General features: G+C 74.6%; 14 protein-coding genes. 5 read left to right on the top strand and 9 right to left on the bottom strand.

Annotated elements, in window-relative coordinates; genetic code table 11:
• Positions 1–2,656: BTAD domain-containing putative transcriptional regulator (locus tag ACMA1D_RS24860; protein WP_414726272.1), on the bottom strand; the 2,656-nt coding region annotated here is incomplete at its 3' end.
• 491 nt (positions 2,657–3,147) lie between these two features.
• Between ACMA1D_RS24860 and ACMA1D_RS24865 the strand changes: the two genes are divergently transcribed.
• Positions 3,148–4,020 (top strand): 4'-phosphopantetheinyl transferase family protein, encoded by an 873-nt coding sequence (locus ACMA1D_RS24865; protein WP_414726228.1) that lies wholly within the window; start codon positions 3,148–3,150, stop codon positions 4,018–4,020.
• 33 nt (positions 4,021–4,053) lie between these two features.
• On the opposite strand, the gene ACMA1D_RS24870 is transcribed toward ACMA1D_RS24865, so the two are convergent.
• Both ACMA1D_RS24870 and ACMA1D_RS24875 read right to left on the bottom strand, forming a co-directional pair.
• Positions 4,054–5,346, bottom strand: a complete 1,293-nt coding sequence (locus tag ACMA1D_RS24870) for an AfsA-related hotdog domain-containing protein (protein ID WP_414726229.1) — start codon at positions 5,344–5,346, stop codon at positions 4,054–4,056.
• 254 nt (positions 5,347–5,600) lie between these two features.
• Positions 5,601–6,632: a LuxR C-terminal-related transcriptional regulator gene (locus tag ACMA1D_RS24875; RefSeq protein ID WP_414726230.1), complete on the bottom strand. Its 1,032-nt coding sequence runs from the start codon at positions 6,630–6,632 to the stop codon at positions 5,601–5,603.
• Positions 6,633–9,887: 3,255 nt separating this feature from the next.
• Here ACMA1D_RS24875 and ACMA1D_RS24880 point away from each other — a divergent pair.
• Positions 9,888–12,629 (top strand): AAA family ATPase, encoded by a 2,742-nt coding sequence (locus tag ACMA1D_RS24880; protein ID WP_414726231.1) that lies wholly within the window; start codon positions 9,888–9,890, stop codon positions 12,627–12,629.
• 356 nt (positions 12,630–12,985) lie between these two features.
• Here the strand turns inward: ACMA1D_RS24880 and ACMA1D_RS24885 are convergent, their stop codons facing one another.
• Positions 12,986–13,846: a 3-hydroxybutyryl-CoA dehydrogenase gene (locus ACMA1D_RS24885; protein ID WP_414726273.1), complete on the bottom strand. Its 861-nt coding sequence runs from the start codon at positions 13,844–13,846 to the stop codon at positions 12,986–12,988.
• A 183-nt stretch (positions 13,847–14,029) separates the two neighbouring features.
• Here ACMA1D_RS24885 and ACMA1D_RS24890 point away from each other — a divergent pair, with 183 nt between their 5' ends.
• Entirely contained in the window at positions 14,030–15,328 is a 1,299-nt protein-coding gene (locus tag ACMA1D_RS24890) for a glycoside hydrolase family 10 protein (protein ID WP_414726232.1), read from the top strand.
• Positions 15,329–15,383: 55 nt separating this feature from the next.
• On the opposite strand, the gene ACMA1D_RS24895 is transcribed toward ACMA1D_RS24890, so the two are convergent.
• Both ACMA1D_RS24895 and ACMA1D_RS24900 read right to left on the bottom strand, forming a co-directional pair.
• Positions 15,384–15,581 carry a DUF1918 domain-containing protein gene (locus ACMA1D_RS24895; protein ID WP_414726233.1) on the bottom strand — a complete coding sequence of 66 codons (198 nt, stop codon included), beginning with the start codon at positions 15,579–15,581 and terminating at the stop codon, positions 15,384–15,386.
• Positions 15,582–15,823: 242 nt separating this feature from the next.
• Positions 15,824–16,786: a DMT family transporter gene (locus ACMA1D_RS24900; RefSeq protein ID WP_414726274.1), complete on the bottom strand. Its 963-nt coding sequence runs from the start codon at positions 16,784–16,786 to the stop codon at positions 15,824–15,826.
• A 229-nt stretch (positions 16,787–17,015) separates the two neighbouring features.
• On the opposite strand from ACMA1D_RS24900, the gene ACMA1D_RS24905 reads away from it, so the two are divergent.
• Entirely contained in the window at positions 17,016–18,464 is a 1,449-nt protein-coding gene (locus ACMA1D_RS24905; protein ID WP_414726234.1) for a PLP-dependent aminotransferase family protein, read from the top strand.
• Positions 18,465–18,553: 89 nt separating this feature from the next.
• Here the strand turns inward: ACMA1D_RS24905 and ACMA1D_RS24910 are convergent, their stop codons facing one another.
• Together ACMA1D_RS24910 and ACMA1D_RS24915 are read right to left on the bottom strand one after the other, a co-directional pair.
• Positions 18,554–19,363, bottom strand: a complete 810-nt coding sequence (locus ACMA1D_RS24910) for an alpha/beta fold hydrolase (protein ID WP_414726235.1) — start codon at positions 19,361–19,363, stop codon at positions 18,554–18,556.
• Positions 19,364–19,550: 187 nt separating this feature from the next.
• Positions 19,551–20,153: a TIGR03086 family metal-binding protein gene (locus ACMA1D_RS24915; RefSeq protein ID WP_414726236.1), complete on the bottom strand. Its 603-nt coding sequence runs from the start codon at positions 20,151–20,153 to the stop codon at positions 19,551–19,553.
• Between the two features lie 421 nt (positions 20,154–20,574).
• On the opposite strand from ACMA1D_RS24915, the gene ACMA1D_RS24920 reads away from it, so the two are divergent.
• Positions 20,575–21,291 carry a hypothetical protein gene (locus ACMA1D_RS24920; protein WP_414726237.1) on the top strand — a complete coding sequence of 239 codons (717 nt, stop codon included), beginning with the start codon at positions 20,575–20,577 and terminating at the stop codon, positions 21,289–21,291.
• Between the two features lie 252 nt (positions 21,292–21,543).
• Here the strand turns inward: ACMA1D_RS24920 and ACMA1D_RS24925 are convergent, their stop codons facing one another.
• Positions 21,544–22,767 carry a beta-ketoacyl-[acyl-carrier-protein] synthase family protein gene (locus ACMA1D_RS24925; protein WP_414726238.1) on the bottom strand — a complete coding sequence of 408 codons (1,224 nt, stop codon included), beginning with the start codon at positions 22,765–22,767 and terminating at the stop codon, positions 21,544–21,546.
• Positions 22,768–23,324 lie beyond the last annotated feature (557 nt).

The raw sequence follows: 23,324 nt of genomic DNA on the forward strand, positions 1-23,324 counted from the left end.
GGGCGAACCGCGCGGCCAGCGCGCCGGCGCCGATCGGCCGCGCCGGCGGCGCCGGTCGCTGCTCCGGCTGCGCAGGCCGCGCTGACCGCGCCGGGTCGGCGGCGGAGGCGGGGCGCTGCGCCGGGTCGCCGGTCCCGTACGTGGCGGCGCGCTGGCGCGGCACCTCGCCCGGGGGCGGTTCCGCGCCGCAGTCGGGCGCCCCGCACCAGCACTGACTGTGCGGCGCGTGCTGCGGCGTCTCCTGCGGCAATTGCGGTGCCGGCCACGTCTCCTGCGGTGCCTGCGGTCCTTGCTCTGCCCGTGGCGTCTGTGGCGTCTGTGATGTTTGCGGCGCTTGCTGTGGTGCGTCCGCGTCGCCGGTCGGGGCGGCCGGCCCGGTGGCACCGCGCCCGCGGCGCGCCCCGGCGCCGGCGACCCGGAATTCCGGCTGCTCCCGCGCCGCGGGCAGCCCCGGGTGCCCGCTGGCCCACCAACTGCCGTCGGGCCCCCAGCCGCCGGGCCCGTCCCCCCGCCCGAAGACGCTGCCGCCCTGCTCGTACGCCGCCCCGCCCTGCCCGCCGCCGAGCCCGGGCGCCCCCGCGGCGTGCCAGTACGCCTCGCTGCTCCGTCCGTACGTGCCGTCCAGGCGCCCGTATCCCACCTCGTCCAGCGTGTACGGCGCCGCCTTGGCCGCCACGCCCTGGTGCGAGGCCAGGAAGTGCTCCGGCGTTCGGTGCGGCGTGGAGTGTGCCGTCTCGGGTGCCCGCCGCGCGCCGCGGTCGCCCCGGCCGCGGTCGGCGTCGCGGCGGCCGGGGGCGAGGAGCGCATCGGCGTACGTCGACGCGTCCGCGTACGCCTCGCACATCCGCTCGGTGGCGGCCCGTACCGTCACCGCCGGCTCGTCGGCCAGCAACTCGATGGCCAGCAGCCGCCACAGCTCGTGCAGGCGGTACTGGTCGGGGCGCGCCCCGGTGGCCTCGGCCACCTCCAGCAGGCCCGCCTCCACCAGCGCCTCCACCAGGCGTTCGGCCTCCCGCGCGGGCACCCCGAGCACCGCCGAGGCCAGCCACAGGCCGAACGTGCCGCGCGGCAGCAGCCCCAGCAACCGGAACGCCTGCCGCTCGGCCGCCGGGGCCTGCCGGTAGGCGGCCAACAGGGCGCCCCGTACGTCCACGTCGCCGGCGACCAGCCGGGCCAGCCGGCCGCCCTCGTCCGCCAACCGGTCGGCCAGGGCGGCGGCGCTCCAGTGCGGATGGGCGACGAGTCGGGCCGCGACCACCCGCAGCGCCAGTGGCAACGCCCCGCACAGCTCGCTCAGCCGGGCCACCGCGGCCGGCTCGGCGACCTGCCGGGCCGGTGCGAGAGCGGCCTCAAGGAGCGCGCACGCCTCGTCCGGACCCGGCACCGCCAGCACCACGGGACGCATCCCGTACAGCCCGACCGGCAGCCGCCGGCCGGTCAACAGCGCGGTGCTGCCGGCGTCGGTCGGCAGCAGCGGTCGCACCTGGGCCTCGCTGGTCGCGTTGTCGAGCACCAGCAGCGTCTGCCGACCCGCCAGCACCCGCTGCACCAGATCGCTCAGGTCCTCCGGGTCATCGGGCAGCGGGCCCGGCACCTCGGCGCGGCGCAGCAGCCGCACCATCGCCTCGGCCGCGGAGAGCGGACCTCGGCCAGGCGGGCCCAGGTCCAGGAAGATCCGGCCGTCGGGGAACACCTCGGCGCTGCGCCGCGCCGCCTCGACGGCCAGCGCGGTCTTGCCGACCCCGACCGGCCCGGCGATGGCCACGCAGCCGCCGGCCGGTGCGCGCCGCAGCAACTGCTCCACCTCGGCGAGCGCCGCGGCCCGCCCGGTGAACGCCGGGTCGGCCGCGGGCAGTCCGGCCGTCAGCGGGCGCGGCAGCGGCGGCCCCGGCGGCGCGGCGGTGGCCCGCCCCGCCGTCAACAACTGCGGGTCTGCGGTGAGGATGCGCTGGTGCAGGCGTTGCAGCGGCGGCCCGGGCTCGGTGCCGAGCTCATCGACGAGCGCGGCCCGCAACTCGGCGAAGACCCGTAGCGCCTCGCTCCGCCGCTCGGCCCGGAACAGCGCCAGCATCAGATGGGCGTGCAGCTCCTCCCGCAGCGGATGCTCGGCGACCAGTGCGCGCAACTCGGTCACCAGCTCGTGGTGGCGGCCCAACTGGAGGTCCGCCCTGATGCGTTGCTCAAGGGCGGCGATGCGTATCTCGCCCACCCAGGCCACCGCCCCGCCGAGCAGCGCGCCGTGCGGAATGCCGGCCAGCATGGGGCCGCGCCACAGCGCCAGCGCCCGCCGCTGGAGGTCGGACGCCGCGGCGAAGTCCCCGCGGTCCAGCGCCCTGCGCCCCCGCTCGTGCAACTCCTCGAAGTCGCACAGGTCGATCTGGCCCGGCTGCGGCCGGAGCACGTACCCCGGGCTCTGGGTGACCAACGTCGCACGCCCGGACCGCGGATCGGCCGCCTGGAGGGTCTTGCGCAGGTGCGACACGTACACCTGGATGGTGGCGGTCGGGGTGCGCGGCGGGGAGCCGCCCCACAGTTCATCGGCCAGTGCGTCGACGGACACCACCCGGTCGGCCCGCACCAGCAGACTGGCCAGCACGATACGGAGCTTGGCTGCCCGTGGCGTCAGCACCTGCTCCTCGGGCGGCTCGCCCGTCACTTCCAACGGGCCCAGTATCCGGAACCTCATCCCGCCCCGTGTTTCCGCCCGTTGAGCCGACCGGTTCAGCGGGCCAGCCAGTGACATGGTCAGTTCGGACACCGTCCCCGTGCCCGAACCGCTTCACCATAGGTCCCGTGCTGCACCGCGCGTGAGGTGGGCCCGCCCCCTAAGCGGCCCTTAAGCCGCCGGACCTAAGTACTGCTTAAGCTCGCCCCTCGACCATCGGAGCCCGTCAGCGCGGCACGGGCCGTCGCTGGCCGCCGAGCTGAGCCGATGCGGGAGGGGGCGTGGTGCCGAAGCCGTCGCGCGTCCCCGGCCGTCGCCGCACCGGCCGGCGAAGAGCGCGCGCCTGACGTCGCGGACCCTCCCCGGGGCGCTGCGCGGCGGTGCCCCGCCGGGAACGATTCCGGCCCGGCGGTCATCCTTTCTGGCGTATCCGTACGCTGTGGCGACCTGCCCGTCTGCCATCTGACCCTTGGAGGAGTGCCATGACGGCCGCCGAGAGCCCCAGACCGGGACCGCCGCTCGGCGTGCCCATCGAGGTCGTCGGCGAGGACCGGGGCTGGGACCGGGTGCGCGCCGAACTCCGGTCGGCCGGCTCCGTACTGCTGCACGCGCGTCTGGCCGAGTGGTACCCGGGCGTCTCCTCCACCGCCGAACTCCGGTCCCTGCTCGGCGACGACTGGTCCTGCTACCTCTCGCTGGCCCACCCCGACCTGCGGGTCCAGCACGCGGCGTCGCGGATGCTGCTGAAGCACGCGGCACGGGTGGTGTGCCATGACGGTCGGGGCAGCAGCGAACTCGGCTACGGGCCGACCGGCCGCCCCTACCTCCGCGGCTGCGACGAGATCGACATCAGCCTCAGCCACGCGGACGGGCTGATGGTGGTGGGGCTGACCACCCGCGGGCTGATCGGCGTGGACGTGGAGCGCGCCGACCGACAGGTCTACGGCAAGGGCCTGGGACGGCACATCTGTACCCCCTACGAGCTGGTGACCCTCTCCCACCTGCCCGAACGCGAACGCAACGGCAGCCTGATCCGGCTGTGGACGCTCAAGGAGGCGTACAGCAAGGCCATCGGGCAGGCGATGAAGTTCCGCTTCACCGAGTTCGGCTTCGCCCCGGACGGCGGCCCGGTGCGGGTGCAGCGCCCGGACGGCAGCCTGGGCGACAGCGATGAGTGGGCGTTCAGCTCGGTGGTGCTCGACAGCGGGTACCGGGTCAGCGCCGCCGTCTTCGACGCCTCCGCGGTGCGCGGCGGGCGGGAGTGGGCGGCGGTGGCGGCGCCCGGCGGCCTGGCGGACCCGACGGGGCGGCCCATCCCGCGCTCCGACGACCCCGCACCGGGCCCGCTGCCTTGAGGCGCGTACCGCTGCCGTACGCCTCCGGTACGGCTAGAAGTCCTGGACGACCGTGGCGGTCGCCTCCGCCACCCGTCGCCCGTGCTGGGTGAGGGTGACGGTGACGGGCACCGAGGGGCGCTGGCCCGCGTCGCGGCCGAGTCGCCCGGGGACCGCGGCGCAGACCACGGTGAGTTGCGGCTCGGCCCGGGCGCGGAAGAGCACCCGGGAGGAGGCCACGGTGGTACGCGACGGCGCAAGCCCGTAGGTGCGCCCGGCCGCCAACAGCGCCGTCTGGCGCATCGCTTCGAGGAGCAGCATCCCCGACAGGTGCGCACCGCCCTCGGCGGCGAAGACCCGGTGGTAGGTGCTGGCCAGCAACTGGGTGACGAACCGTCCGTACGTGGACTCCGTCGGCTCGCTCACCACCACGTTCGCCGGGCTGCCGCGCCCGACCTCGGCTGCCTCCGCCGGCCGTTGCGGCGCGAGCGGCCCGAGGTCGTCCTCGCCGCCGCCACCGTCCCCGTGGTCATCGCCGGCCCCGCTACCCCCGCCGCATGGGCCGCCCCCGCTGTCCGCGCCGTCCGCGAGGGCGGCGGCGATGGCGGTGACGCCGGGGGCGCCGCCGGTGTGGGCCGTGGTGGTGGGGCCGGGGACAGCGGTGATGCCGGCGGTGTGCGAGACGCCGGCGGTGGCTGGGGAGTTGGGGAGAAGGGGCCGACCGGTGCTGCTGGTCGGGCCGGTTGGACCAGTGGGACCGGTCGGGCCGGTTGCCCGGGGCGGGCCGGTCCTGTCGGGCCGTTCGGCCACCCGGGGCGGTGGCGCCGCGCCCTGGCCCGGGTGGTGGAGCGGGGAGTCGGGCGGCAGGAAGGCGAGGCTGGCGGTGCCGGTGGCGCAGCTCACGCCGTCGATGGCCAACTCGCTGTGCAGGGCCACGCCGCGCGGCACGCCCCGGAGCACGTCGGTGGGCCGGGCCCGTAACTGCACCGTCAGATCGGAGCGGCCGGGGCCGGCGCGCCAGCCGGCGACGTCCGTGACGCTCAGCCCGAGCCGGGCGAAGACCGCGCGCCGCTCGCCCGGCAGGCCGAAGTACTGGTGCCCGATGAACTCCCCGACCTGTCGGGCCAACTCCGCGGCGCCCTGCACGTCGTGGAAGTGGTCGGGGCCGTCGTTGAACAGCGGGTGCCCCAGCGGCGTCTGGGTGACCAGGACGAATTCCTCCTCGCCGCTGGACGGCGCGTCCAGGAGGTAGTGGTCCCAGGTCCGCGGGCGGTGGATGAGGTGGCTGGCCGTGCCGTCGACCGCGGGCCAGGCAGCGGTCCGGCCGGCGGCACTGTCCCCGCGCATGACGCTCCCTGGGCCGACGAAGGAGTGGACCGCGGCCCGCCGAGCGGAACCGGCCGACCTGCGGCCATGCTGCCATCCGCCGTCCGGCGCCCGGCAGGGGCCCCCGTCCGCGGCCCGGCACGGGGACCCGTCCGGAGCCAGGGCCCGCGGCCCCCGCGGGCAGTTCCTCCCGCGCCCCGCGCCCGCGACTCCCGCGTCCGGTGCCCCGCCTGCCGAGCCGCGTACGGGGCCGCCCCTGTTCGAGGCAGAGTGGCTCAGACCGTGTCCTGGGGGTAGGACAGCAACTTGGAGAGTGCCGCGTTGGCGCCGGCCTGGAAGCGGCTGGTGGCCTCCAACTCCTCCATGATCTCGGCGATGTGACGTCGGCAGGTCCGTACCGACATGCCCAGCCGGCGCGCGACCATCTCGTCCTTGTAGCCCTCCGCCATCAGCCGCACGATGGACCGCTTGAGGTCGTCGGTCACCGGGTCGGACTCGATGCTGCCGAGGTGGAAGGGGGTGGCACCGCGCCAGAGGTGTTCGAAGACCGAGCAGAGGAAGGCCACCAGCGTCGGTTCGCGCACGATGGCCGCGCCCGGCTCCCGCCCGACGGGCTTGTGCTCGGGCAGGAAGACGACCTCCCGGTCGTAGATGATCATGCGGTCGATGACTTCTTCGCTGGTCCGCAGCTCGCCGCCGTGCTCGATCAACTCCCGGACGAAGGACCGGGTGGCCAGGTCGGTACGGGCGGAGTGCTGGTAGACGGTCCGCATCCGCACCCCGCGGTCGAGTATGCCGAGGGAGACCTTGCGGGCGGCGCTGAGGATGTGGGCCGGGCGGGCGCCGCCCGGTTGCACGGTCAGCACCTCGCTGCGACAGCGTTCGCTGAGCTCGTCGAGGAGCGACTGCACCGTCGCCACGTCCGAGACCACGTCGAACGCTTCCATGCGGTTGCGTTCGCGACGGCCGTCGTAGTACGCGGGGGTCAGCGACAGCATCTGGGCCCGTACTTCGGTGACCGCGTGCTGGAGGTCGCGGATCTGGTTCTCGGCCGACCCCACCAGCTCCACCGCTGCCGCGTCGGGGCTGACCGGGACCAACAGGTCGGCGTCGCCCGGGGTGGGGTGCAGCAGGCAGAGCAGGCCGAGGACCCGCTCGATGCGCGCGGCTTCCTCGGGCGAGATGCGCAACTGCTGGGCGATCTCGTGTCGGTTGAAGCGGCCGAGCTGCACCGCTTGGCGGTAGGCTGCCGCGCTCATGTCGTCCAGCTCCGCGAATGGCGGGTCGGAACCGATGGTTGCCGACATCCCCGTGCTTCCCCCTTCTGCCGAGCACTTGCTGCCTTGCAACTTTAAGTCATCGGCATTTCCTTGGAAATGCCTCGAAGCGTTGGGCCCGGTGAGGCTGCCGCTCGGCAAGCGTGTACTGCCCATCACGGTGCGTGCCGTACACGCCAGAGCAACGTCAAAGCTTCCTCCCTAGAAGGAAAAGGAAACTCTCCCGCGCTAATCTTGTGACCGTCAAGGTCTGTCGGTGGCTGGTGCCTTGAGTCGTGCAGTCTATGGCTGACCTTGGTCCCTGCCCCGGTCCCGAGCGGAGGAAAGAACGTGAGCACCACTTCGACGCACCCGACGATTCCGATGATCTTGTCGACGGCTCTCCGTGACCCGATCTGGGCCGGCTGAACTAGCGTTTGAGCACGTCAGAGCGGTTTCCCTGACGTCAATCCACGGCTGCCTGGTAGCCGACGGCGGGTCCTCGCCTTCCTTGGCGGGGGCCCGCCGTCGCGCTGTCGTGTTACTCGGCAGTCGCACCGTAAGGCTTCACACAAGGTGACGCGGGGCTCTCGACGGCGGCCGTTACGGGGTGTAATGCCGGGGGGTTTGGTGGAGGTGTCGCGGAGGATCGATATAGCCGCGAAAAGTGAGCGTGCCATCGGGGCGATATCGCCATGGATACCCGCCGAAATTCCATACGGCAATCTCGATTATTTGTTCGCTGTATAACAGCGAGGTGACCCGACGTGTAGTTCCGTACGGCGCCGCGCTCGGGGCGATGAAAAAACCGGGGAGTAGTCGGTCGCCCGGGGTTCCCATGGGCGGGGTGAAGCGGAATCTGTTGTTCGGGGAAAGGGTTCGGTCGGGTCCCGTGGCGGGTGCTCGATTCAACGGGCGTGGACTTGGTCATCTCTTGGTTGGCTCTTGGGGGTCGCTTGGTGGGCGCATTTGCTGCCTGCTGCCGCCGTTCGGCTCGGTCGGGGGTTGGCGAGAATGCGCGGGTGGTCGTCCGCGGCGGCGGTCGCGGGAGTGTGCAAAGCGGGGCGATGGGGCGTCAGGAGTGGCGAGAGGTGCCGGGTGTGACACGCCGGGCGGGTGTGCAGGGTCCGTGGGGGTGTGGTGCCGGATGGGGAAAGCGCGGGTGGCCTGCGATCCACGCGCCCCGAAGCAAACGCTTGTGGCCGAGCGCCCGTCCGTGCCCGTTCCGCCGGCCGGAGCGGCGCCCGTGCTGGTGGGGGCGGGTGCGGCCGGCCGGACTCGGCGGCCGGCCGGCCGGGACGCCGGGTGATACGGCCTGGGCGGTACGGGCCGGCGCCAGCCGGCCGGCGGCGAGCAGCGGGACGACACGGGGGCTGGGGGCGCGGCAAGTGCTGCCTGCTGTCCGGAAGTTGTCATCCGCAAATGCCAGGAGCGCCACCCCTTTCGGTGGCCATGGAGTGGTCGCCGGCGAGATCTGTCCGAAGTCCGCAGGGGGCGCGACCGGATTCCCGGCGGCCACCGCGGGGGCGCGCGCCGGGATTCAGGGGGTGACTTCCCGGACCGGTCGTGTATTCAGGTCGTCATTTGATCGAGACCCGATCGAAATTTGAGGGGCGGCGATCCGGATTCCCTCATTTCCCTTCCCGGGTCGTGCGCTCGCGGGGCAGGTTGTTCCAAAGAAGGAATCGCTCAGCGGGTCGACCCGCGCCCGCAGGAGTGATGCGCATACGGGCCGTGTGCGTCCATCAACTGTCTGTGGAATATGCCACTCCGCTGCGGAGTGTCGCCGTCCGGCGCCCCCGCAGCGGTCACGCACGGGCACCGCCCAGCAGGCGCGAGCCGCCGCGCCCGCATCCCGCGCCCGACCGGGCAACCACCCGGGCGCACGCACGGGTGACGCCGCCGCCGTCCCTTTGACGGGGTCACCCGCACCCGTCCCCGGCGATCGGTCAGACCCCGCCACACCCGCCCTGGGCAGGGGCGATGGCGCGCAGCGGCCCATCGCCGCCGCGGTAGCGGTAGCGCTCTGGGGGGCGGGCGAAACCCTTAAGTGCGCCGGTCGCGCCCCCATCCATCGATAGGTGTGCCCCCTGTTCGCATGGTGGACGCCGCCACACTCCCCGACCACGCCCGGTACGCCTGCGACACGGGCTTCGGCGAACGGCGCGGGGCGTGTGGGTGCTCGGCTCTAGGGGGCGCGCGCCGCGGAGATGAGGGGTAGGGCGCCCTTGGCCGGCTCCCACCCCCGTGCGATGGTGAGGAACGATCGCGCCCCGTTCCCCGGGGCGCGGCTCGGGCATGACGGACGACGCCCGGCAGGGCGGGGGCGGCGGGGCGGCTGCGGCGCGGTGCCGCGCATCGGCCGACCTCGACGGCGTGGAGGGAGGGGAGCATGCGGCCTGGCCCGCAAGACGAGACCCAGCACACCCGACTCTGGCCCACCACGCATCCCGTCCGGATCGCCTTCGGCGGGGCCCAAGCGTGGTTCGCCTCCACGGGGACCCCTATGCGGATCGCCCCCGCTGCGCTCCCCGTGCCGGCCGTCCCTGGGGTGGCCCTCCCGCCCGCTGCCCCCGCGCGTCGGACGGCCTCGCGGGGAGCGGCCGACCGCCCCCGGTTCAGCGGGGCGCCGGGCCCGTCGCTGACAGCGCTTTCCCCGGCCCCGCGCGCGACGCCGGCCGAATGTGCCACCGCCACCTGCGATCTGACCCCGTGGCCGCCGCACCGCTCGCCGGGGCCCGTACCGCAAGGGCCGGTGCCCGCCCGGCCCGCCACCCGCGGCACCCGACGGGCCCCGGTCCACCGCCTCGCGCCGGCGACGGGCGCCGGCCGCTGCACGCGCCCGGCTCCGGTGCTGCCCGCCGTCGCCCCGATGCCGGCCACCCGGGCGGCGCGGGCGCTGCTCCCGATATCCGCGGCGCGGTCACGATGCGTGGCCCGCGCCGCTCTGCCGCCGACCGCACCAGGTCGGCGCACCACGTTGCGTATGGTTGCCGCACGCTCGGCAGCCGTCTGATCGTCTCGGCGGTTCCGTTTCCGCGGACATCTGCTGACGACACCTGGCCACAACCGCCGCGCCGTCCGCAGTGCACGGCGCTCACCAGCGGCAGTGGCCATCGATGCAGTTGTTGCCTGGCAACTTATGGACACCGGGGGGCGCCTCCGCGCTCCGTAGACTGAAGCCGTTCGCGGGAACGAATCCCACGCGGCGTGAGGGCGCACCTCCCGGCAGACCTGGTAGCAGGCGCGTCAAAAGCTATGAATTCACGGGGACTTGGGGTAACCATGGCTTTGATCGATCGGAGTATGGAACTCGACACGCTTGATGGCGCGATCACTGGATGCCTGTCCGGAAACTCCAGAATCGTGTTCGTTGAAGGTCCGGCCGGCTGTGGGAAGAGCGAGTTCATCGAGACCATCGCGGAGCGCGCCGAGGGCCTGGGCGCCACGCTGCTGCGCGCGGTGGGATCGCGCTCTGAGCGCACCGTCGCACTCGGCGCCCTGCGCCAACTCATCACCAGCGCCCCCGTCGACACCCTGCCGCAGATCGCCCCGCCCACCCCGGACGTCCCGGTGCGGGTCGAGGCCATGCAGGAGTTCTGCGCGGCCCTGCGCCGACTGAGCACACAGACGCCCGTCGTGCTGTGCGTGGACGATCTGCAACACGTGGACGACGCCACCCTCCAGTACCTTCTCTACGCCGCGCGGCGCACCCGCTCCGCGCGCATCCTCTTCGTCCTCGCCGAATCCCTCCACGAGCACACCAGCGACCCCGTCTTCAGCACCGAACTGCTGCGCCTGCCCCACTTCGAGCGGCTGCGGCTGGAGCGCCTCGACCGCTCGGGCGTCGCCCAACTCGCCGCGAGCTACCGGGGCTTGCCGCAGGACCAGGACTTCATCGACGGGCTCCACGCGGTCAGCGGCGGCAACCCGCTGCTGCTGCGGGCGCTGGTGGAAGAGCGCCGGGCGGCCGAATCGGCGGGCCGGACGGCGGAGTTGAACCCGGAGTCGGGCGGCCCCTTCACCCAGGCCGTGCTCACCTGCCTGCACCGCGGCGGGCCGGCGACGGTGCGGCTCGCGGAGGCGCTCGCGGTGCTGCGCGAGGCCAGTACGGTCGAGTGCCTGCGCCGGCTCCTCGACATCGGGGCCGCCGCCGCGTCGCAGACCGTGCACGCGCTCAACGCCGCCGGCATCGCCGAGGGCTGCGGCTTCCGCCACCCCTCCGTACCGGCCGCGATCCTGCACGCCATGGACCCGGCGGCGCGGGCCGCGCTGCACCGGGACGCGGCACAGTTGCTGCACGACATCGGCGCGCCGAGCCCCGCGGTCGCCGGCCACCTGCTGGCCGCCGACGAGGTGGCCGAGCGCTGGGGCGTCGCCGCGCTGCGCGACGCGGCCGAACAGGCGCTGGCCGAGGACGACGTGGCGCAGGCCGTGGCCTGTCTGACCCTCGCCCACCGGGCCTGCGACGACGACCAGCGGGCCAGCGCCATCAAGATCAGGCTGGCCGCCGTGACCTGGCGCGTCGACCCGTGCGCGGCCGAGGAGCACACCGCCGTACCGCTGGCGGCGCTGCGGGCCGGCCGGCTCGGCGAGACGCACCTGCCCGCCCTGGCCCGACTCCTGGTCACCCAGGGGCGGGTGGACGAGGCGGCCGAGGTGTTGGAGCGGCTGGCCGCCGCGCGCAGCGAGGGCAACTCCCCGTCGGCGGACGCGGTCCGCGGCAATCTGCTCGGCGCTCAGTTCGGCCACGGGCCGGCGGGCGGGGCGCGGGCCGTGGTCTCGATGTCCAAGGACGCCGAGGGGGCCGCCACGGTCACCCTCACCGAGGGCGTCGCGGCGCGCCCGGCGGCCGGCATGTGGGCCGTGCCGGTGGCCGCCGAGAACGAGGCGGCAGCGGCGTCGGCCGAGCGGTTCTTGCAGACCGCCGTGTTGACCGACACCACCATCGAACCCATCGGGCAGGCGCTGCGCACCCTGGTGCACGGTGACCGGCCCGACCGCGCGGTGCCCTGGTGCCAGTCCTTCCTGGACGAGGCGGACCGGCGCGGCGCCCCGGGCTGGAAGTCGGCCTTCGCCCAGGCCCAGGCCGTGATCATGGTCAGGCAGGGCAACCTGCGGGCCGCCGAGGAGTACGCCACGATGGCGCTCGACTGCCTGCCGGAGAAGAACGGCAGCGTCTTCGCCTGCGCCCCGCGCTCCGTGCTCATCTACACGGCCACCGCACAGGGCCGGCACGGCGCTGCGGCCCGGCAGCTCAACCACCCGGTCCCCGACGGCCTGTTCCGTACCGTCTACGCCCTGGGCTACCTGCGCTCCCGCGGCTTCTACCACCTGGCGACCAACTGCTTCCACGCCGCGCTGAGCGACTTCCTCGAAGTCGGCAGGCTCGCGCGACGCTGGGGCCTGGATCGGGCGGTCGTGGCGCCCTGGCGCACCGACGCGGCGGAGGCGCTGATCCACCTCGGCGACCGGCAGCAGGCCGAACAACTGGTCGCCGAGCAGCTCGCGATGGGCGACGCACGCAACGCCCGGGTGCGCGGCGTCTCGCTGCGGGTGCGGGCCGCGCTCGCCGAGCCCGGGCAGCGCCCCAGGCTGCTGGCCGAGGCGGTCGACGAACTGCGCAAGTACGGTGACCGGCTTGAGCTCTCCCGGGCGCTGTCCGACCTGGGCCAGGCGTTCCAGGCCGTGGGCGAGCCGGCGCGGGCCAGCATGGTCACCCGGCGCGCCTGGCACCTGGCCAAGGAGTGCGGCATCGAGACGGTGCGCGAGCGCCCGGTGCCGGGCCACCACCCACGGGCGGTGCCCGCGCAGGAGGACCCGCTGTGGGCGGCCGACCCTGACGTGGACGCCAAGCTCAGCGACTCCGAGAAGCGGGTGGCGGTGCTCGCCGCGTACGGCTACACCAACCGGGAGATCGCGCTGAAGCTGTACGTCACGGTGAGCACCGTCGAGCAGCACCTCACCCGGGTCTACCGCAAGTTGAACATCACCCGGCGCCAGGAGTTGCCGATGAACCTCCAGCTCAGCATGGCCGAGATCGCCTGACGGCCCGGTGTTGCGACCGGGGTAGGCCGGGTGCCCCAACTGCCGCTGTGAATAGGGCAGTTGAGGGTCGACACTCGCCAGGGCCCGCGGTCTGGGACGCCTGTCAGTGGACGCCCGGTGGCCCCTGCGGTTCCCGCGGGGCCAGACCGATCAGCCGTAGACCCGGGGCGAGCGGCGCAGCGCTCCGTACGAGCAGTGCAGAGGCGAACAGACGACGGCGGGGCCGCTCCCTAGGGGCGGCCCCGCCGTCGTGTCCGCGGGGTGTGCCGCGCCGGTGGGCTGGGTGTGGCCCGGGGCGCGGATTGCCGGGCCGGCGCGACGCGGGTGGGTCGGCCGGGCCCGGCACATGGAGCGGATCAGCCGTAGGCGTAGAACCCGGAGCCGGTCTTACGGCCGAGGCGGCCCGCGTCGACCATCCGCTGGAGCAGCGGGGGAGCGGCGTACAACGGCTCCTTGTACTCGCCGTACATCGAATCGGCGATCGAGGCGACCGTGTCCAGGCCGATCAGGTCGCTGAGCTTGAGCGGGCCCATCGGGTGGGCGCAGCCCATCTCCATGCCGTCGTCGATGTCCTCGCGGCTGGCGATGCCGGACTCGAACATCCGGATGGCGGACAGCAGGTACGGGATGAGCAGCGCGTTGACCACGAAGCCCGAGCGGTCCTGGGCCCGGATGGCGTGCTTGCCGAGCACGCCCTGCACGACGGCCTCGGCGCGCTTGATGGTCTCCTCGCCGGTGGTCAGCGCGGGGATGACCTCCACCAGGCGCTGTACGGGCGCCGGGTTGAAGAAGTGGATGCCGACCACCTGGTCCGGGCGGGAGGTGGCCACCGCCAGCTTGACCAGCGGAATGGAGGAGGTGTTGGAGGCCAAGATGGCGTCCGGGCGGGTCACCACCTGGTCGAGCACCCGGAAGATCTCCGTCTTGACCTGCTCGTTCTCCACGACGGCCTCGATGACGAGGTCACGGTCGGCGAACTCCCCGAGGTCGGTGGTGAAGCTGAGCCTGGCGAGTGCCGAGTCCCGCTCATCGGGGGTGATCTTGCCCCGCTCGGCGGCCTTGCCGAGCGAGTTGGTCAGCCGGGTGCGGCCCAACTCCAGGGCCTCGCCCGTGGTCTCGGCGACCATGACGTCCAGACCGGAACGGGCGCACACCTCCGCGATGCCGGCGCCCATCTGGCCGCAGCCCACCACTCCGACGCGTTCGATGTCGGTCACATCGTGCCTTTCGCTGATCTTCATCGGCCGGCGGCGGACATTCCACCCCTGGCTTGTGGCACGGAGGGCTTCGCTGACCGCCTAGGCCACGACGGTACTCCGCGCCCTGCTGCACGCGGGCGGTCGGGGCGGGCATGCTGACCACACAGTGGTGTGATGCACGCAACAGCGAAGGGGTGACTGATGGGGCGCTTGGGGATGTGGGGTCGCCGGGGCTTTGCGGTCGGGGCGGCCGGGGTCGTCGCCGGGCTGTGGTCCGGCGGCGCCGCGGTGGCCGCCACCGCGGCCGGACGCGAAGGGCAGTGGCCCGGCGCGGCCGAGCCCGCCGGGGCCTCGGCGCGGGGCGCGGCCCGACACCGGGAACTGCGCGCGACGTGGCTGGCCACCGTCGTCAACCGGGATTGGCCGTCGAAGCCGGGACTGCCGGTTTCGGCGCAGCAGGCCGAGTTGACCGGACTGCTCGACGCGGCCGTCGAGCGGCGGCTGAACGCGGTGATCTTCCAGGTCAGGCCGGCTGCCGATGCGCTGTGGCCATCGCCGTACGAGCCGTGGAGCAGCTTCCTCACCGGGACGCAGGGCCGGGACCCGGGCTGGGACCCGCTGGGGTTCGCGGTGCGGGCCGCTCATCGGCGCGGCCTCGAACTGCACGCCTGGTGCAATCCGTACCGGGTCGCCAACCACCCCGACCCGAGCCGCCTGGTCCCCACCCACCCGGCGCGGGTGCACCCGGAGTGGGTCGTTCCGTACGGCGGGAAGCTCTACTACAACCCGGGGCTGCCCGAGGTGCGACGGTTCGTCCAGGACGCCATGTTCGACGCGGTCACCCGGTACGCGGTCGACGGGCTGCACTGGGACGACTACTTCTACCCGTACCCGGTCGCCGGCCAGACCTTCGACGACGACGCGGCCTTCGCCCGGTACGGGGCCGGCTTCCCGGACCGGGCGGCCTGGCGGCGCCACAACATCGACCTGCTGGTGCAGGAGACCTCCCGGCGGGTCCGGGCGCTGCGCCGCCGGGTGCACTTCGGGGTCAGCCCGTTCGGAGTCTGGCGGAACAAGGCCACCGACCCGCTGGGCTCGGACACCCGGGCCGGCGTGCAGACCTACGACGACCTGTACGCGGACACCCGCCGCTGGGTCCGCGAGGGCTGGCTCGACTACATCACGCCGCAGGTCTACTGGAACCTGGGCTTCGCCGCCGCCGACTACGCCACGCTGGTGCCGTGGTGGGCGCGGACCGTGGCGGGCAGCGGGGTGCGGCTGTACGTGGGCGAGGCCCTGTACAAGGCGGGCGACCCGGCCCAGCCGGCGCCCTGGCAGGAGGTGGCCGAACTCTCCCGGCACCTCGCCTTCGCACGGCAGTATCCGCAGGTCGCCGGGCACGCCTTCTTCTCGGCGAAGGAGGTGGCGGCCGACCCGTTCGGCGCCATGGCCCGCGTGGTCGCCGACCACTACCCGTCGCGGGTGCGGCCCCCGCGCTGAGCGGCGGGGGCTCCGCGGCCGGGGGGCTGGGGGCAGGGGCCGGTGGAAGCGGCCGTCAGCCGGTGGCCTCGTGTTCGTGCCGTACGACGGTGTCGGGGCCCGGGGACATCAGGGTTTCGTGGCCGTCCTCGAAGCGGACCCGGTACGGCGGGGTGCCGTCCGGGCCGAGGACCTCGACGACTTCCGCGACCCGGTCGTGCTGGCCCACGATCCTGCCGTGGACCAGCAGGCGGTCGCCTACGCTCGCTCGCATCTGCGCTGGCCTCCTGTTCTCAGCCCGGAGGGGCATGCGGTCCGTGGTGGCCAGTCTAGGTCCGCGGGGTGCGCGCGGCTCCTCGTCCGGGAGCTGCCGTGCGCCGCGGGCGGTAGGCCCGGCCGGTTGCCGGGGGAGCGGGCCCTGGCCTGCGCGGGAGGCGGGCGCCCGGCCGGTGTGGCGGGCCCGGCGGCCGGTCCCACCAGCCGGGCCGGGCGGCGCTGCCGGAGCCGGTGGCGCGGCTAGCTCCGGGCCCGTTGGGTGACGCCGATGCAGACCAGGACGCCGAGCGCGGCCAGCGGCGCGGCCAGGGTGAGGTGTTCCCCCAGCAGGAGTACGGACCACACCAGGGTCAGCAGCGGCTGGGCGAGCTGGAGCTGGGAGGCCCGGGCCACCCCGATGACCGACATGCCGCGGTACCACACGTACAGGCCCACGAACTGCGAACCCGCCGCCAGCCACAGCAGCCCGGTCACGGACTTCACGGTCAGGCCGACCGGCTCCAGGGCCAGCGCCAGCACGGCGCCCACGACGGCCAGCGGCAGACAGCCGACCAGGGCCCAGCCGATCACCTGCCAGCCGGGCATGTCGCGCGCCAGCCGGCCGCCCTCGGTGTAGCCGGCGGCGCAGATCACCAGCGCGCCGAAGAGGTAGAGGTCGGCGCCGGTGGGCCGGCCACCGCTCTGCTGGACGGCGAAGCCGACCACCACGGCGGCGCCGACCAGCGCCGCGGCCCAGAACAGCGGCGAGGGCCTGGACCCGGTACGGACGACGGCGTACGCGGCCGTGGTGAGCGGCAGCAGGCCGACGACGACCGCGGCGTGCGAGGTGGAGGAGGTCTGGAGGGCCAGCGTGGTGAGCAGCGGGAAGCCGATCACGGTGCCGGCGGCGACCACCGCGAGCGCCGGCCAGTGGCGCCTGTCCGGCGGCGGCACCCGCAGCCACAGCAGGCAGCTACCGGCGAAGAGGGTGGCCAGCACGGTCCTGACGGTGACCGTGGACCACGGGCCGAGTCCTTCCAGGGACCAGACGGTGGCGGGAAAGGTGAGCGAGAAGGAGGCGACGGCCAGGGCGGCGAACAGGGTACCGAGCCGAGCGCTGCCCGTGCCGCCTGCGGCGTCGCCGGTGCCGGGGCGGCTCGGGGCGCTGGGGGTGGCGGCGGTGCCGGAGCCCGCGGCGGGGGCGGAGACGGTGCCGGCAGCGATGCCGGCAGTGGTGCCGGAGCCCGTAGCGGCGCGGGCAGCAGCGCCCACCGCAGCGCCGACAGTGGATTCGGGCACGGTGCCGGCGGGTGTGCGGGCAAGGCGGCCCGGGGCGATGCCCGCAGGAGCGTCGGCGGGGGACGTGACGGCGCGGTCGGCGGTCGACGTCGGGCGGGGGGTGGCGCCGGGCACCGCTATCGGGCCGGGAACGGTAGCGCTATCGTCTGCTCTCATGCATGAGCGTAGCAGTGTGGCCGAATTGGCTGGGGTTCTGCGGGCCGAGCTCCAGCGCTACTCACCTGGTGAGAAGCTGCCGTCCAGCCGGGACCTCGTCGCCCGGCACCGGGTCAGCCCGGTGACCGTCTCGCGCGCCCTGGCCCTGCTGGCCGCTGAGGGGCTGGTGGTGACCCGGCCGGGGGCGGGCGCGTTCCGGGCCGAACCCGCGGCGCGCACCGGCGGCGACGGCCGCACCGGCGACACCTCCTGGCAGGAGGTCGCGCTGTGCGCCCCGGCATCGGCCGATGCCGTACCGCGCACGGTGGACGCCTCCGGCATCCTCGCCACGCTCGCCGCCCCGGCCACCGACATGATCGAGCTCAGCGGCGGCTATCTGCACTCGGCGCTGCAACCGGAGCGGGCGCTGTCCGTGGCCCTGGGACGGGCCGGGCGGCGGCCCGGGGTCTGGGACCGGCCGCCGATCGACGGGCTGGCCAAGCTGCGCGCCTGGTTCGCCCGCGAGATCAGCGGCCCCACCGGCCGGCTGACCGCGGCCGACGTGCTGATCACCGCCGGCGGCCAGAGCGCCCTGAACACCGCGCTGCGCGCGCTGGCCGCGCCCGGGGCCCCGGTGCTCGTCGAGTCGCCGACCTACCCCGGGCTGCTGGCGGTCGCCCGCGCCTCCGGGGTGCGGCCGGTGCCCGTACCGATGGACGCCGACGGGGTGCGTACCGACCTGCTGGCCGAGGCGTTCCAGGCCAGCGGCGCGCGGGTGTTCGTCTGTCAGCCGCTGCTCCAGAACCCGACCGGCACGATGCTCAGCGAGCAGCGGCGGGCCGAGGTGGTGCGGGTGGCGCGGGCGGCGGGCGCCTTCGTCATCGAGGACGACTTCGCCCGCAGGCTGGCCCACGAGGACGCCCCGGAACTGCCCCGCACACTGGCGGCCGACGACCCGGACGGCACGGTCGTGCACGTCTGTTCGCTGACCAAGGCCACCTCACCCAGCCTGCGGGTCGGTGCACTGGCCGCCCGCGGTCCGGTACGCGACCGGCTGCGCGCCATCCAGGTGGTGGACAGCTTCTTCGTACCGTGGCCGCTCCAGGAGGCCACGCTCGAATTCGTCGGCTCGCCGGCCTGGCCGCGCCATCTGCGGGCCGTCGCGGCCGAGTTGCGCCGCCGCCGCGAGACGCTGGTGAGCGCGCTGGCCACCGAACTCCCCGAACTACCCCCGGCCCGGGTGCCACCCGGCGGCTTCCACCTGTGGCTCACGTTGCCGTCCGGCGTCGACGAGGCGGCGGTGGTACGGGCGGCGCTGCGCGCGGGAGTCTCGGTCGCACCCGGCCGCCCCTCGTACGCGGCCGAACCGCCGGGTCCGCGGCTGCGGCTGTCCTTCGCCGGAGTGGCGGGCCCGGCCGAACTGGTGGAGGGCGTACGGCGGTTGCGCACGGCGTTCACGGGGTGCTGAGTGCCGCGCCGGTCGTGCCGAAGGGGGAGGGTGCTGAGGCGGGCCTGTTGCGGGCCGGCCCGGGCCCGGCGGGCGCTCGTGGGGAGCGTTCAGCGTCCGGCGGGCGCGGTCAGGAAGTCGGCTACCACCGCGCGGAAGGCCGCCGGATCGTCCACCCACGGCCAGTGGCCGCAGCCGGGCAGCACTGTGACGTGGGCCGCGGGGCAGCAGTCGGCGAGCAGCCTGGCCGGCGCGGTGCCGGCGATCCCGTCGTGCGAACCGGCGACCGCCAGCAGCGGGGTGCGGAGCGTACGCAGTCGCGCCACCCGCTCCGACTCGCCCGCCACGGCCGCGTAGAAGGCCGGCCGCAGCCAGTCCGGCGGCACCGGATGCCGGGTGCCGGCCGTGTGGTGGGCTCGCGCGGCGTCCGACCAGGAGCCGTACCCCCATCGCGCGGCGCCGGCCGCCGCGGCGGCAGCGGCGTCCGGCCGGCGGTCCAACCGGGCCCGCAGCGCGGCGAGTTCGCCCTCGTCGGGCTCCCTGGCCAGCCGCCCGGCGGGGGTCACCAGGACCAGCCGGCGCACCCGCGTCGGATGCCGCAGCGCGAACTCCAGCGCCGTCAGCGTCCCCGCCGAATGGGCCAGTACGTCGACCGCGGCCAGGCCCAGCGCGTCCACCAGCGCCAGCACGTCGCGGGCCTGGGCGGCGAAGCCACAGCCGGCGCGGCCGTCCGGGACCGCGGAGCGGCCGGCGGCCCGCCCGTCCAGCCGGATCAACCCGCGGTCCAGCGCCAGCCCGCCGAGGTCGCCGAACCCCCGCCCGTCGGCCCCGGGACCGCCGGCGAGACAGACCAGCGGCGGCCCGGCACCGACCAGGGAGTAGGCCAGGCTGACGCCGTCGTAAGAGGTGAGATGGGGCATGGGGGGAGTCTCGCCGGTCGTCGCCGGCCGCGGTACGCACTTCGCGACGGGTGAACGGGACCGGGAGCGGTCGGGAGCGGCCGGGGGACCCCGAGGAAGAAGGGGGCGGGACGACGGAGAAGGGGGCGGGACGGCAAGGCCGCGCCGGGACCGAGCCGCGCCGGTTCGAGAGCGGGCCGGGGTCGGCTCAGGCCGGGGTCCAGTCGGGTCGGCGGCCGGTGCGGCCCAGGAGTTGGTCGAGCGGCGGGGCGTCGGCCGGTACCGTCACCGGCGGGCCGAACAGCCCGTCGCCCGGGTCGGCGTCGTCCGCCGCCGGGGCCTGGGCCACGAACGTCAGACAGGCGGCCACCAGCGCGGGTTCGGCCGTGAACGGCTGACCGGTGGCGCGGGCGACGTCCCAGCCGTGCACGGTCAGCTCGTTGAGCGCGACCAGCCCGGCGACCTCGCCCGGCAGGTCGACGCCCCCGGCGCGCGTCATGCCCTGCCAGGCGTTTGGACTGCGCCAGGCCTCGGCGAGCGCGGCCAGCCGCCGGGGCAGCCGCTCCCGCCAGTCGGGCCCGAGCCGGCCGGCATCGCCCGAAGGACCGGCGGAACCCAGGGCGTCGAAGTCCTTGGCCGCGGCCAGCGCGAAGGCGTGGGCCAAGCCGTCGACGTGGTCGATGAGGTCGCCGAGCGCGTAGCGGGCACATGGCGTTGGGGCGCCGAGCTCATCGTCCGAAACGGAGCTGAGCAGCGCCGCCATCCGGTCTGCGGCCGGGCCGAGGTCGGGGCGGTCGGAGGGCACGGACACGGGAGCTCCTCGGGTGTGCGGGGGCGTGTGCCGGGGCGGCGCACGGGGCGATTCTCACCGCTGCGGCGGCCGTACGAGTTGATCCGGGCCGCGCGGGGCGTGGGTGTCGCGGGCCGCGGGCCGCGGGCCGCGGGGCTGCGGGGTCGCTGGCGATGCGGGCGCCGTGCCCCCCCCGTACGGCGGAGGATGGGTACGGAGCCGTACGGGGCACGGGCGCCGAGCGGGACGGGGGCGCGGCCCGGGCCCGGGCCGCAGCCGCGGGGCGAGGGCCCTGGAGGGGTCCTGACGGGCGCCGCTAGCATCGGAGGAGCGCTCATCCGCGGAGCGCCGTCCAGCGGGCACGCCGCCGGTGAGGCAACCGCGGCGCAGCCGTGTCCGCTCCGCAGACAGGGGAGGCGCCGTGGTGGGTATCGAGTCGGGGATGACGCCGCAACAGGTGGTGGCGGTGCTCGGGCCGCCACTGGACTTCCTCGACATGCTGGCCCTGGTGGGCCCGGCGTCTGGGACCGGCCAGCACGGCGCGGCGGCGGACAGCCGACTGCGTGACCGGTGTTGGTGGCTCTACCGGGACGTACCGCGGCCCGGCGTGGAGATCAACGTGAGCTTCCGCGGCGGCCGGGTGGTCGAGGCCAGGGCGCGCCCGTACGACCGTTCCGCCTACAGCGTCTTCCGGCACGACTGGGCGCGGGCGCCCATGCTCGACGAGATCGCCGCGGTGGAGCGCGCGTTGCCCGACGGTCGGCTCACCGGCCGGCCCGGCTGGCGGGTGCTGGCCGACGAGCCGGCCCTGGAGTTCGCCCTCAGCTCGTACGCGTACCCGGCCGAGCCCGATGACGTGGGGCGGGCCGCCCGCAGGTTCGGGCCGGTCGACGTGGTGGTGAGCCTGTTCGACGTGGCCGAGCCGGAGCGGATCCGCGCCATGATGCGCGACGGCTACGTGGCGGAGTTGCACGCCCTCGCCGACAAGCTCGGCCTGCTGCCCCGCCGCCTCGACCTCGCGCACTGGGTCATCGGCCGCTCCCCCGACGGCGGCGCCACGGCCCACCTGTCCTTCCTCCCCGCCGACGCCACCATCGCGCCGCACTACCCCAGGGCGCTGCTCGGGCCGGGAGAAGGGTCCGCCGGGGGAGTGGGGTGAGCGTGATGACCGGCGCCCGGCGGGGCACGGGCCGGGCGCCGGTGCCCCGTCGTGCTCCGCCGTCGCCCCCGCCGGCGCTGCTGAGCGCCTGCCGTTCAGGGCCGTCCGGCCCGGCCGGGAATCGCTGTCAGTGCGACCGGCTACGTTCAGCGGACGGCACGGACAGATCTTCCTGCGTTCGAACGGGCCTGGCTCCGGTGCGAGTCGTGACTCCGTCCGAACTCGCCCGCTGATCACGCCATCCTGCGGAGCTCACGGCGCGGGCGTCACGATCAGCGAGATGTTGTGGCCGCCGAAGCCGAACGCGTTGGCGAGCGCCGCAGGGACAGGGCCTCGACGTGGTGCGCCCCGCACCACGTCGAGCGCGATGCCGGGGTCTTGCACGTCGAGGTTCTGAGTGGCGGGAACGACCCCGTCGCGCACCGCGAGGACGGCGGCCAGTGCGCCGAGCGCGCCCGCGGCCCCGAAGAGGTGGCCCGTCATCGACTTGGTCGCGGTGACCACCGGGTGGTCGCCCAAGGCCTCGGTGATCGAGCGGGCCTCCACCAGGTCGCCCACCTGGGTGCCGGTCGCGTGTGCCTGCACATGGGTGATGTCCCGCGGCGCCAGCCCGGCCGCGGCCAGCGCCAACCGCATGGCCCGCGCCTGCCCCTCCGGGTGACCGGCCGTGATGTGGTGCGCGTCGGATGTGATGCCGGCGCCGACCAGCGACGCATGGGCCCGGGCGCCTCGGGCCGCGGCGAACGCGGCGCGCTCCAGGACCAGCAGGGCGCAGCCCTCGCCGATGACGAAGCCGTCGCGGTCGACGTCGAAGGGGCGGGACGCGCGCGTGGGCGCGTCATTGCACGTCGAATGCGCCTTCGCCTGCGCGAAGCCGGCCAGCGGCAGCGGACAGATGCACGCCTCCGTCCCCCCAGCCACCACCACGTCCGCCCGCCCGGCGCGGATCAGGTCCAGGCCCAGCGCGATGGCCTCGGCCCCGGAGGCGCAGGCACTGACCGGGGTGTGGGCGCCGGCGCGCGCCCCGAGCTCGATGCTCACCCAGGCCGCGGGCCCGTTGGCCATCAGCATCGGCACGGTGTGTGGGGAGACACGGCGTACGCCGGCGGCTTCGAGCACATCGTCCTGGCCGAGCAGGGTCAGGGCGCCACCGGTGCCGGTGCCCACCACCACGGCAAGCCGCTCGGGCGCCACCTCGGGGGCGCCCGCGTCCGCCCACGCCTCGCGGGCTGCGACCAGGGCGATCTGCTCACAGCGGTCCATCCGGCGAGCCTGCACCCGGTCCAGCACCGTGGTCGGTTCGACCTTCAACCGGCCCGCGATCCGCACCGGCAGCGTCTGCGTCCACTCCTCGTCGATCGGCCCGATCCCGGATTCGCCGGCCACCAGCGCGGCCCACGTCGCGGCCACGTCACCGCCGACCGGTGTCGTGGCACCGAGACCGGTGATGAGCACATCAGGGTTGTCAGCAACCATGCGTCAGCACACTCCTCTAGAGGAAACCTATAAACCCCCGAGCGGCCGTCGAGTGGCCGTCAGCGCCCGAGAGATTGCCTTGACGCCCATCTTGGTGGGATGAGTCGGCTGCGGCAGATGCGGCGAGGAGTGATTTCCAGGGAGAGAAATTTATGGGAAATAGCTAAGTGGGGTGCGCGTCTGGTCGTGGCACGGGGCCGCATGTCTCGGTCGTGCGTGCCCTGTCGTACGCGCCGTGCCCTGCGCATCCCGGGTGCACGGGGGTCGCCGTACGAGCCGCGCCGCACGCCGGGGCTGGATGCCGGATGGCCGGGACGCCCGGCCCGCACCCTACGAGGGCGAAACAGGCCACCGCTGCCTGGAGTGGCAGATCCGGACCTGATGGGGTCGGCAGCACCCCGGAAACGCCGCCGCCCCGGCTGGCGCGGGGCCGGCCGGGGCGGGGTGGGGCGATGTGAGTGGGGGAAGTGGCCGCGCGGGGCGGCCGTGGGGTGCGGACCGGCTTCGCCCCGCCGGTCCGTACTGGTGTTATGGGGCGACGGCCGGACCGGCCGTCG

The sequence above is a fragment of the Streptomyces sp. 796.1 genome (genome assembly GCF_047525675.1).
GTDB lineage: Bacteria > Actinomycetota > Actinomycetes > Streptomycetales > Streptomycetaceae > Streptomyces.

Bases quoted from the DNA above. Each gene is read 5' to 3' on its own strand.
- ACMA1D_RS24910 (WP_414726235.1), bottom strand. From the start codon at position 19,363: ATGCCCCATCTCACCTCTTACGACGGCGTCAGCCTGGCCTACTCCCTG.
- ACMA1D_RS24925 (WP_414726238.1), bottom strand. From the start codon at position 22,767: ATGGTTGCTGACAACCCTGATGTGCTCATCACCGGTCTCGGTGCCACG.
- ACMA1D_RS24865 (WP_414726228.1), top strand. From the start codon at position 3,148: ATGACGGCCGCCGAGAGCCCCAGACCGGGACCGCCGCTCGGCGTGCCC.
- ACMA1D_RS24895 (WP_414726233.1), bottom strand. From the start codon at position 15,581: ATGCGAGCGAGCGTAGGCGACCGCCTGCTGGTCCACGGCAGGATCGTG.
- ACMA1D_RS24870 (WP_414726229.1), bottom strand. From the start codon at position 5,346: ATGCGCGGGGACAGTGCCGCCGGCCGGACCGCTGCCTGGCCCGCGGTC.
- ACMA1D_RS24875 (WP_414726230.1), bottom strand. From the start codon at position 6,632: ATGTCGGCAACCATCGGTTCCGACCCGCCATTCGCGGAGCTGGACGAC.
- ACMA1D_RS24920 (WP_414726237.1), top strand. From the start codon at position 20,575: ATGACGCCGCAACAGGTGGTGGCGGTGCTCGGGCCGCCACTGGACTTC.
- ACMA1D_RS24880 (WP_414726231.1), top strand. From the start codon at position 9,888: ATGGAACTCGACACGCTTGATGGCGCGATCACTGGATGCCTGTCCGGA.
- ACMA1D_RS24905 (WP_414726234.1), top strand. From the start codon at position 17,016: ATGCATGAGCGTAGCAGTGTGGCCGAATTGGCTGGGGTTCTGCGGGCC.
- ACMA1D_RS24890 (WP_414726232.1), top strand. From the start codon at position 14,030: ATGGGGCGCTTGGGGATGTGGGGTCGCCGGGGCTTTGCGGTCGGGGCG.